Below are 10255 nucleotides of genomic sequence, written 5' to 3' on the forward strand. Positions count from 1 at the left end.
CATGTAGCCGCAGCTCAGTCAGCGAGCGACGCACGTAGTACGGCGCCCTTGGCGCGGGCCTGCGCCTCAAGGTCGTCCTGGAACGCACGCATCTCGGCGAGTAGTCGCGGGTCGTGTGCGGCCAGGATCCTCACGGCCAGCAGGCCCGCGTTACGCGCTCCACCGATGGACACGGTTGCTACTGGCACGCCTGCGGGCATCTGCACGATCGACAGCAGCGAGTCCATGCCATCGAGGTGCTTGAGCGGGACAGGCACGCCGATGACGGGTAACGGCGTCACCGACGCGAGCATCCCGGGCAGGTGAGCGGCGCCACCGGCTCCGGCGATGATCGCCTTGAGACCGCGCGAGGCCGCGCGCCGTCCGTACTCGATCATCATCTGCGGCATGCGGTGCGCGGAGACGACGTCGACCTCGTAACCGACTTCGAACTCGCCGAGGGCCTCGGCCGCAGCGCGCATGACCGGCCAGTCCGAGTCCGAGCCCATCACGATGCCGACGGCCGGGTCACTGGCGGCCGGCTTGTCGGCGACCAGGTTCTCAGCAGCCGGTTTGTCAGCCGTCGCGGCGCTGTCACTCATCGATCTCTCCGCGCAGATAAGCAGCCGCGTGCCGAGCCCGCTCGACACAGTCGTCGAGGCCGGCGCCAAGCACGGTCACGTGACCGATCTTGCGCCCGGGCTTGACCGCCTTGCCGTACATGTGGATCTTCAGCCCGGGATCGCGGGCCATGCAGTGCAGATACGCGGGATAGAGGTCGGGCAGGTCAAGGCCGAGCACGTTGGCCATCACCGCGACCGGCGCGTGCGGGGTCGGCGCGCCGAGCGGCAGGTCCAGCACGGCTCGCAGATGGTTCTCGAACTGGCTGGTCACGGCGCCGTCGATGGTCCAGTGCCCGGAATTGTGCGGCCGCATGGCCAGCTCGTTGACGATGAGCGCGCCGTCGGCGGCCTGGAACAGCTCGACCGCCAGCATCCCGGTCACGTCGATCTCGCGAGCGATGGTCAGTGCGATGTGCTGCGCCTCGGCCGAGCGGTCCGCGTCGAGTCCGGGCGCCGGAGCGTAGACCTCACGGCACACGCCGTCGCGCTGCACCGTCTCCACCACCGGGTATGCCACCGCTTGGCCGTGCGGTGAGCGCGCCACCTGAGCAGACAGTTCGCGAACGAAGGGCACCAGCGCCTCGGCCATCAACTCCACGCCGCGTGCCGCCGCGCCGTCGAGCACCTCGCGTAGCTGCGCGGCGTCGTCGATCCGCCAGACGCCCTTGCCGTCGTAGCCGCCGCGGGTCGCTTTGAGGATGAACGGCCAGCCGACCTGCTCGGCGAACGCGGCGGCTTCCGTGAACGCCGACTCCACCACGCTCGGCAGGCGGGTCCAACGAGGGCACGACACGCCGATCGAGGCGAGTAGCTCCCGCATGACGCCCTTGTCCTGCGCGTGGATCAAGGCGCCCGGACCCGGACGTACCGCGACGCCCAACTCGACCAGATGCTCAAGCACGGGAGCAGGCACCTGCTCATGGTCGAAGGTCACAACGTCGCAGCCGCGGGCGAACTCGGCGACGGACTGCGGATCGTCCTGGTCGCCGAGCACCGTGTCCGGAATCACCTGAGCGGCGGATTCATCGGACCGGGCCGCGAGCACACGCAGCCGCACGCCGAGCGCGACGGCCGCGGGTTGCAGCATTCTGGCCAGCTGACCTGCACCGATGATGCCGACCACGGGCATGCCGATGGAGACGGCACCGGCGCGCGCGTCGGCCGGGGACGGGCTTGTCCCGGAACGTTCGACTCCGATTGGTGTGCCGATCACAGGAACCAAGCCTAACGGCGGATCGAGGCAGGCCACGCCGCATGGTCCCTCTTCGAACTCAACGTGGCCAGTCACGTTGAGTTCGAAGAGGGACCATGTTCCACAGTGGCGTGAGTTAAGTCACATCTCGCGTGTGTCGTGACGAAAGCCGCGAACGGGGCCGGCCACGCCGCGTCCTGGCTGCTCCATTCATCTCCTTGCGCTGCCGTGGAGTCGCGCTGCGTGGCCGGAGTCCTTTTCATGGGCAATGCTCCCGTCACAGGTCTGCTACGGGGCTGCCCCCGAAAGACGCCGACGGGGCAAAATCGGTACTCTCTGGTGGTGACCCCCCGGAAGTCAGGTAGGTAACCGACAATGGCGGCTCTGCAAGCGACATACGCCCGGCTCCGCCGCGCCACTCACGAGCTGGCGAAGTTCGGCACGATCGGCCTGATCGCCCTCGTGGTGAACATGCTGGTCACCAACCTGTGCTGGCAGGCCATCCCGCACAAGCCGGTCGTCGGCTCCATCGTGGGCACCGTGGTCGCCACGGTCGTCGCGTACCTGGGCAACCGGTTCTGGACCTACAAGGACCGCGACTCGATCGGCCGCACCCGCGAGCTGGTGCTGTTCTTCGCGGTCAACGGCATCGGGATGCTGATCGAGACGGTGCCGCTGGCGGTCTCGCAGTATGTGATGCACTTCGACGGCACGCTGGCGAACAACGTGGCCAAGTACGTCTTCGGCCTGCCGCTCGGCATGGTCTTCCGGCTGTGGACCTACCGGACCTGGATCTTCCCCAAGGCCGACCCGGCGCTGGCCGAGGCCCAGTACCAGTTCTCCACCGGCGAGCCGCTGCCGACCTCGCAGCTGCCGATGGCGACGAGCGGCCCGCGGCACAAGCGCTCCGGCTCCGGCAGCCTGATGCGGGCCACCAGCAGCGGCCGCTAGCCGCCCCGTCAGGCACAGTCAGGCACAGCGCTCAAAGCCTCTCCGGGTGCGGCAATCCACCGGGCAGTAATCCAACTCAGCCCGCCCCCTGATGTATCTTTCAGAACTTGCTTTCAGCGTTTCATCACTTTCAGGCCGCGCTCCCGGTCAGCCTTTCGGGCCACATCCGGGCCGCATCCGCTCTCGCTCTACATCACTCGGGGCTACATCAGCGGGTCGAAGGCGGCCAGGAACACCGCGAATACCGGCGGCCGCTGCTGGAGCAGTTCGAGCCGTCCGCCGTCCGCCTCGGCCAGTTCCCGGGCCACGGTCAGGCCGAGCCCGGTCGAGGCGCGGCCGGAGACCGACCGCTCGAAGACCCGGGCGCCCAGCTCCGGCGGAACCCCGGGACCCTCGTCACAGACCTCGACGACGACCGAGCCGCCGGTGGTGCGCGTCCGGATGGTCACCGGTCCGGCGCCGTGCATCAGGGAGTTCTCCATCAGCGTCGCCAGCACCTGGGCGAAGGCACCTGGGGTGGCGACGGCGGCCAGGCCGCGCACTCCGTCGACCCGGATCGGCCGGCGGGCGCTGCGGAAGGCCGGGCGCCACTCGAAGATCTGCTGGCGGATCACCATGTCCACGTCGATCGGCACGGTCGAGGTGGACCGCCGGCTGTCCCGGGCGTCGGTGAGCAGCCGCTGGACCACGTCGGTCAGCCGCTCGACCTGGGTCAGCGCGATGGCCGCCTCTTCCTTGACGTCCATCAGATCCTGCGCCGCGATGATCTCCTCAAGCCGCATGGACAGCGCGGTCAGCGGCGTACGCAGCTGGTGTGAGGCGTCCGCGGCCAGCCGGCGCTCGGTGGCCAGCATGCGCGAGATGCGTTCGGCGGTGTGGTCGATGACCTCGGCCACCCGGTCGAGTTCCGGGATGCCGTAGCGGCGGTGCCGCGGCCTCGGGTCCCCGGAGCCGAGCCGCTCGGCGGTCTGCGCCAAGTCGCTCAGCGGCCGGGAGAGCCGCCGGGCCTGGAGGAACGCGACGCCGCAGGCGGCGACCGTCGCGAGTACGGCGACTCCGACCACCAGGATCAGGCTGCTGCGGATGCGCGCCATGGTCGGCGACCAGGACTCGGTGACGACGGCCGTCACATGCTTGGGCGCGGGACCGTAGTACGTGCCACTGGAGGCGGGGCGGTCGGTGATGGTCTGGCCGAGCATGATCGGGTCGTGGCCCTGATAGGTGAGCTTCACGCTGTGGCCGGGCGCCAGCAGCTTCTTGAGCGCGTCCGTGTCGGGGGTGTTGCTCGTCTCCAACTGCTGGTCGAGCAGGAAGCCGATGCGCTGCACCTCCTGATTGAGCGCGGCGTGCTCGGCCTCGCTGATGCGCATCACGTCGATGATGGCCAGCGGCACGCCGAGCAGTATGACCACGATCAGCACAGCGGAGACCGTGGACTTGATCATGCGTCGGCGCATCGGACCCCCCTCGGTTCGTCCTGCCCCGCATCATCTCGCACTGCGCCGTCCCAATACCGCGCCATCCCACACCGCGCCGTCTCGCACGTGGTCGTCCGGAACGGCGCCGTCCAGCACTGAGTTGTCCAGCACTGGGTCGTCCGGCACCGGGTCGTCCCGGCGCCGCATCTTCCGGCACCCGGTCAGCCGCGTTCGAACCGGAAACCGACCCCGCGCACGGTGGAGATGAACCGCGGGTTCGCGGCGTCGTCACCGAGCTTCTTGCGCAGCCAGGAGATGTGCATGTCGAGCGTCTTGGTCGAGGACCACCACGTCGTGTCCCAGACCTCGCGCATGAGCTGTTCGCGGGTTATCACCCGGCCGGCGTCGCGGACCAGGACACGCAGCAGGTCGAACTCCTTCGCGGTCAGGTTCAGCTCCTCGTCGCCGAGGAACGCGCGGTGCGACTCGACGTCGATGCGCACGCCGCGCGCGGCCGTGCCGCTGTCCGGCGAGCCGCGGCGCAGCAGGGCGCGCACCCGGGCGAGCAGTTCGGCGAGCCGGAACGGTTTGGTGACGTAGTCGTCGGCTCCGGCGTCGAGGCCGACGACGGTGTCCACCTCGTCGGCGCGGGCGGTCAGGACGAGGACGGGGAAGCCGTGGCCGTCGGTGCGCAGGCGGCGGCAGACTTCGAGCCCGTCCATCCCGGGCAGACCGAGGTCGAGCACGAGCAGGTCAACCACGCCGGACTGAGCCAGAGCCAGCGCCCCGGGGCCGTCCGCGCGCAGGTCCACGTCGTAGCCCTCCCGGCGCAACGCGCGGGCCAGGGGCTCGGCGATGGCCACGTCGTCCTCAGCGAGCAGTACGCGGGTCATGGGGCGATCGTAGGCTGCTTCACCCGGTTAGCGGGATACTCCCTGGTAACTCAAGGGAGTTCCCCTTGCCCGGGCTGATGATTAGTCCTCTTTTACAACTTTCGTCTCCGGTCAGGCCAGCGACTCGACCCAGGCGGAGTGCAGACCGGCGAAGTGGCCCGCGTTCGCGTCGAGCAGTTCGGCCGGCGAGCCGTCCTCGACGATCCGGCCGGCCTCCATCACCAGAACCCGGTCGGCGATCTCCACGGTGGACAGCCGGTGCGCGATGATCAGCGCGGTGCGCTCGGCCAGGATCGTGCGCAGCGCCCGCTGCACCAGCCGCTCGCTGGGCACGTCGAGCGACGAGGTCGCCTCGTCGAGCACCAGCACGGCCGGGTCGGCCAGGAACGCGCGCGCGAACGCCACCAGCTGCCGTTGGCCGGCTGAGAGCCGTCCGCCGCGCTTCTTGACGTCGGTGGCGTAGCCGTCCGGGAGCGCGGCGATGAACCCGTGCGCGCCGATGGCCCGTGCCGCCTCCTCGACCTGCGCGTCGGTGGCGTCTGGACGGCCGAATCTGATGTTGTCCGCGACGGTGCCGGTGAACAGGAAGTTCTCCTGAGTCACCATGACCACGGCGCTGCGCAGATCGGCGTCACGCAGGTCGCGCAGGTCGACTCCGTCAAGACGCACCGCCCCGGCGTCCGGGTCGTAGAACCGACACATCAGCCGGGCGAGGGTGGACTTGCCGGCACCGGTCGCGCCGACCAGCGCCACGGTCTGCCCGGCCGGGATGTCGAGGTCGAGGCTCGGCAGGATGACCCGCTCGGGCGTGGGCGTGCCGTCGGCGGACTGCTGCTCACGCCGTGGGTAGGCGAAGCGCACCGTCTCGAACCGCACCCCGCCGCGCACCGGCAGGGGCAGCTCGACCGGCGTGGCCGGCTCGGGCACGGCCGCCTCCTCCTCCAGCACGCCGGAGAGCTTCTCCAGCGCGGCGGTGGCCGACTGGTACGAGGTGTAGAACATCGCCAGGTCCTGGAGCGGGTCGAAGAACCGGCGCAGGTACAGCAGGTACGCGGTCAACACGCCGACTTGGAGCGTGTGGTCGATGACCTGGAAGCCGCCGAAGACCAGCACCGCCGCGGTCATCAGCGCACCGACCGCCTTGATGCCCGGCATGAACCAGGCCATCAGGCGCATGGCGTCCGCGTTGGCGTTCTTGTAGTCGGAGCTCAGTTCGTCGAAGATCCGGTCGTTGCGCGGCTCCCGGCGGAAGGCCTGCACCGCGCGGATGCCGTTCAGCGTCTCGACGAAGTGCACGATCAGCGCGGCGATGGTCTCGCGGGTGCGCCGGTAGGCGACGCGCGAGTTGGTGGTGTACCAGCGCAGCAGCAGGAAAAGCGCCGGCAGGCAGACCACCAGGAAGAGCGAGAGCTGCGGGTCGAGGATGGCGAGCACTATGCCGATCACCGCGATGTTGAGCACCGCGTTGATCAGTCCGTCGAGGCTGGCGTTGACCAGGTCGCCGAGCGCGTCGAGGTCGTTGGTCAGCCGGGAGATCACCCGGCCCGAGGTGTAACGCTCGTGGAAGGCGATCGGCAGCCGCTGGAACTGGCGGAAGACCCGGCCGCGCAGGTCGAGCAGCACGTCCTGGCCGATCCGCCCGGCCAGCTTGAGGAAGCGCAGCCGCAGCAGCGCCCCGAACAGCGCGGTGACCAGGATCGCGCTGACCGCGGCGCCGATCGGGGCCCAGTCGCCGTGATGGATCGCCGGGATGCCCGAGTCGATGCCGACGGACACCAGGTAGGGTCCGGCCATCTCGGCGCCGGTGACCACCACGATGAGGAAGGTGGCCCAGGCCAGCGACCGCCGGTGCGGGCGCAGCAGCGAGCCGAGCAGTCGGCGCGAGCGGGCGCGCAGGAACAGGCCGCCGCTGGCCGAGACCTCGTCGATCTTCTCGGCGGCCACTCCGCGCCAGTCGTTCTGCGGGTTCCGCTCCCCCGGGCCCTGCTTCGCGGCAGCTTCGGCGGAAGCGGCAGAAGCATCGGTATCGAGCACGGTCATCGGTTACACGCCCTCCTCGACGAGTTCGGAGCTCTGCGACAGCAGGTCGCGGTAACCGGGCTCGGTCTCCAGCAGTTCGTGGTGCGTACCGAGCGCGGCAACGGTGTAACCGCCGGACGGGTGCGGGCCGAGCAACGCCACCCGGTCGGCCAGCAGCACTGTCGAGGCGCGGTGCGCGACGACCAGCCCAGTGGTCTCGGCCAAGACCGCGCGCAGCGCCTGCTCGACCAACCCCTCGGTATGCACGTCAAGGGCGGAGAGCGGATCGTCGAGCACCAGCACCGGCGGTCGGCCGAGCACCGCGCGGGCCAGGGCGAGCCGCTGGCGCTGGCCACCGGACAGGGACAGTCCCTGCTCGCCGACCCGGGTGTCCAGGCCCCAGGGCAGCTCGTACACGAACTCGGCCTGCGCGATCCGCAGCGCCTCGGCGACCTGCTCCTCGGCGGCCTCAGGACGGCCGAGTACCAGGTTCTCCCGGACACTGGCGGAGAACAGGGTCGGGTCCTCGAAGGCACACGCGACCCGGGCGCGCAGTTCGGTCAGCGGCAGGGACCGAACGTCGGTGCCGTCGAGCAGGATCCGCCCGCCGGTGACGTCGTAGAGCCGTGGCACGAGCGCGGTGAGCGTGGTCTTGCCGCAACCGGTGGGCCCGACGACGGCGATGGTCTCGCCGGGCGCGAGCCGCAAGCTCACCCCGGTAAGGATCGGACGCTCCGCCACACGGCCCAGAGCGACGGGGTAGCTGAACGACACATCCTCGAACACGAGCCGGGCCTGCGCTTGGCCCTGGTCGCGCCCCTGGGCCTGGTCAGCCCCGCGATCGGCTCCCGCCGCCAGCACGTCAGGACGCGCACGGTCAGACGTCGGCCACGCCTGCTGGCTGGGCACACGACCGGACTGCGTATCGGACTCATGAGGTCGCAGGCCCTCAGCGACCGACAGTTCAGACGACTCGTCACCAAACGCCGCACCGGGCTCGCCGGGTCGCAGATGCCCGACGGCCGACAACTGCGGCGTGCGGATCTGCGGCTGCGAGTCGAGCACCTCGAAGACCCGCTCCGCCGCCGTGTTGGCTTCCTGCGAAGCGGCCAGCAGCCAGCCCATCGACTCGATCGGCCAGATCAGCAGCAGGTACAGTGAGATGAAGGCGACCAGGGTGCCGAGGGTGAGCGAGCCGCTCGCCACCGCCGCGCCGCCGCCCAGCACCACCAGTCCGAGCACCACCTGCGGCTGCGCGATGATCAGAGCCCAGATCTCGGCCAGCGTCCTGATCTGGATCAGCTGTAGGCTGCGCAGCTTGACCGACTTGTCGAGGTAACGCTCGGTCAGGAAGCCGGCCCGGCCGAAGGCCTTGATCGCGCGGATGCCGAGCGCGGACTCCTCGACGTCGGTGGCCACCTCGCCCTGCTGGTCCTGCACGGCGCGGATCTGCCGCCGGTAGACCCGCTCGTACTTGAAGACCACGTAGCTCAGCGGCAGACCGAACACCACGACCAAGCCGCCGAGCAGCGGATGGATCACGATCAGCAACACGCTCACCACGCCGAAGGTGATCGTGTTGACCACCAGGAAGATCAGCGCGAACCCGAGAAACCGGCGGATCGCCGAGATGTCGCTGGTCATCCGGGCGACCAGCTGCCCGGACTGCCAGGAGTCGTGGAAGCCCACGTCGAGCCGCTGAAGGTGGGCGTAAAGCTCGTCGCGCAGGTCCTTCTCGATGCCGAGCGCGGTGTTGGCCAGAGTGAGCCGACGAGCGAGGATCAGGGCCGCCTCGGCGAGGCCGAACAGCAGGGCGTAGAAGCCGAGCAGCCACAGCGCGCCGCGGTCCCCCTGGCGCAGCGGCCCGTCGACGACGGCCTTGGTCAGCAGGGGAACGGCGACCCCGACGAGAGTTCCGCCGAGGGCGACCGCGAACATCAGGAGCATCTGCCACCGGTACGGCCGAACATAGGACTTCAGACGCCATAGGGACGCGAAGGATCCGCCAGAAGGCGATGAAGGGGGCATGGTAAGGACCATAGGCGCTGTTCACCCATCGCGCACCCGGTTTTTGACCTGGTCGAACCCGCAAAGGCAGCCAGTTGACGCCGCCATCGGCCCACCGCCCCAGCCCTGGCGAGCAGGCCGGCCATGGATCGTTCTGAATTCACCCGTTGGAACGAGCGACGGATCAGCGGCGACGTGTTAAAGTGGCCTCGGTTGCAGCTGCAGTTCCCTGAATGCTTCGTTTGAACGCCCGCGGGAGTACGGCCGCGGGCCTTTGTGTTTCGTGGCACTCTCCTATGGCGCGGTCAGCAAAGCGGGACGGTTCGTGGAGGGCAACCCGGGATCCACACCCTGTGGAGCCCGTCCGACGTCCCCTTTCTATGAGGAGAGAGATGGCTTCCGGAACGGTCAAGTGGTTCAACGCGGAGAAGGGCTACGGCTTCATCTCCCAGGACGACGGCGGCGCCGACGTCTTCGTCCACTTCACTGCGATCCAGTCGAACGGCTACCGCAGTCTCGACGAAAACCAGCGCGTCGAGTTCGACGTCACCGCAGGCCCGAAGGGCCCGCAGGCCGAGAACGTCAAGCCGCTGTAGTCAACTGCACCAAGAAGCCCCTCTCTGCTCTTTGAACGGGGCGACTCACTCGCTCCGCGTCCTAGTGTTCAACTAGGGCGCGGGGCGTTGTGCTTTTCAGGCTGCGGAGCGCTGTACCCTTCAAGCCATCCGTTCTGTGCGTTCTATGCGTGCTGTCCGTAATGTCTGTGCTATCCGAGTTGCCCGTCACTCTTCACCCCAGCGCGCAGCAGAGCCGCGGAGCAGACGGGGGTACGGTGCAAGCATGGGCAGGGTTACGACGCGTGAAGCAGTCCTGAAGCTCGGCAGAGGCGCGGACGGGACCGACGGGAGCATGCGCTCGCGGGACACGCTTGTCGCCGAGGAGCCGCTGGAGATCCGAGTCGCGGGCAGGCAGATAGCGGTGACCATGCGAACGCCGGGCGACGATTTCGACCTGGTGGCCGGCTACCTGGTCGGCGAAGGCGTGATCCGGAGCCCCGAACAGTTGACCCGGATGCGCTTCTGCGGCGACACCGCCTGCTCCGGTCCAGTAGGCCTCACACCTCAACCAGCAGTCAGCAGGATTGACCATGGAAGCCTCACACCCGAACTGGCC

9 protein-coding genes are annotated in these 10255 nt (G+C 69.0%); 3 read left to right on the plus strand and 6 right to left on the minus strand.

Features of this window, described 5'->3' with window-relative positions:
- Positions 1–14: 14 nt before the first annotated feature.
- Both purE and VGS97_RS28005 read right to left on the minus strand, forming a co-directional pair.
- Positions 15–488 carry a 5-(carboxyamino)imidazole ribonucleotide mutase gene (gene purE / locus VGS97_RS28000; RefSeq protein WP_349262291.1) on the minus strand — a complete coding sequence of 158 codons (474 nt, stop codon included), beginning with the start codon at positions 486–488 and terminating at the stop codon, positions 15–17.
- Positions 489–573: 85 nt separating this feature from the next.
- Positions 574–1737, minus strand: coding sequence for a 5-(carboxyamino)imidazole ribonucleotide synthase (locus tag VGS97_RS28005; protein WP_349262292.1), 1164 nt, complete (start codon positions 1735–1737; stop codon positions 574–576).
- Positions 1738–2169: 432 nt separating this feature from the next.
- On the opposite strand from VGS97_RS28005, the gene VGS97_RS28010 reads away from it, so the two are divergent.
- Complete coding sequence (locus VGS97_RS28010; RefSeq protein WP_326856678.1) at positions 2170–2745, plus strand: GtrA family protein; 576 nt, start codon at positions 2170–2172, stop codon at positions 2743–2745.
- 203 nt (positions 2746–2948) lie between these two features.
- Here the strand turns inward: VGS97_RS28010 and VGS97_RS28015 are convergent, their stop codons facing one another.
- The 4 genes from VGS97_RS28015 to VGS97_RS28030 form a co-directional block, all read right to left on the minus strand.
- A complete protein-coding gene (locus VGS97_RS28015) occupies positions 2949–4202 on the minus strand; it encodes a HAMP domain-containing sensor histidine kinase (protein WP_326856679.1) in 1254 nt (417 codons plus the stop codon).
- A 182-nt stretch (positions 4203–4384) separates the two neighbouring features.
- Positions 4385–5056, minus strand: coding sequence for a response regulator transcription factor (locus VGS97_RS28020; protein WP_324840214.1), 672 nt, complete (start codon positions 5054–5056; stop codon positions 4385–4387).
- A gap of 111 nt (positions 5057–5167) precedes the next feature.
- Positions 5168–7090 (minus strand): ABC transporter ATP-binding protein, encoded by a 1923-nt coding sequence (locus tag VGS97_RS28025; RefSeq protein ID WP_414641859.1) that lies wholly within the window; start codon positions 7088–7090, stop codon positions 5168–5170.
- A gap of 9 nt (positions 7091–7099) precedes the next feature.
- A complete protein-coding gene (locus VGS97_RS28030) occupies positions 7100–9022 on the minus strand; it encodes an ABC transporter ATP-binding protein (protein WP_326856681.1) in 1923 nt (640 codons plus the stop codon).
- 452 nt (positions 9023–9474) lie between these two features.
- On the opposite strand from VGS97_RS28030, the gene VGS97_RS28035 reads away from it, so the two are divergent.
- Together VGS97_RS28035 and VGS97_RS28040 are read left to right on the plus strand one after the other, a co-directional pair.
- Positions 9475–9678: a cold-shock protein gene (locus VGS97_RS28035; protein WP_326856682.1), complete on the plus strand. Its 204-nt coding sequence runs from the start codon at positions 9475–9477 to the stop codon at positions 9676–9678.
- A gap of 244 nt (positions 9679–9922) precedes the next feature.
- Positions 9923–10255: formate dehydrogenase accessory sulfurtransferase FdhD (locus VGS97_RS28040; protein WP_326856683.1), on the plus strand; the 333-nt coding region annotated here is incomplete at its 3' end.

Origin of the sequence: Actinocrinis sp. (assembly GCF_035946395.1) — a bacterium.
GTDB lineage: Bacteria > Actinomycetota > Actinomycetes > Streptomycetales > Catenulisporaceae > Actinocrinis.

Bases quoted from the DNA above. Each gene is read 5' to 3' on its own strand.
- purE (WP_349262291.1), bottom strand. From the start codon at position 488: ATGGGCTCGGACTCGGACTGGCCGGTCATGCGCGCTGCGGCCGAGGCC.
- VGS97_RS28010 (WP_326856678.1), top strand. From the start codon at position 2,170: ATGGCGGCTCTGCAAGCGACATACGCCCGGCTCCGCCGCGCCACTCAC.
- VGS97_RS28015 (WP_326856679.1), bottom strand. From the start codon at position 4,202: ATGCGCCGACGCATGATCAAGTCCACGGTCTCCGCTGTGCTGATCGTG.
- VGS97_RS28020 (WP_324840214.1), bottom strand. From the start codon at position 5,056: ATGACCCGCGTACTGCTCGCTGAGGACGACGTGGCCATCGCCGAGCCC.
- VGS97_RS28030 (WP_326856681.1), bottom strand. From the start codon at position 9,022: ATGCTCCTGATGTTCGCGGTCGCCCTCGGCGGAACTCTCGTCGGGGTC.
- VGS97_RS28035 (WP_326856682.1), top strand. From the start codon at position 9,475: ATGGCTTCCGGAACGGTCAAGTGGTTCAACGCGGAGAAGGGCTACGGC.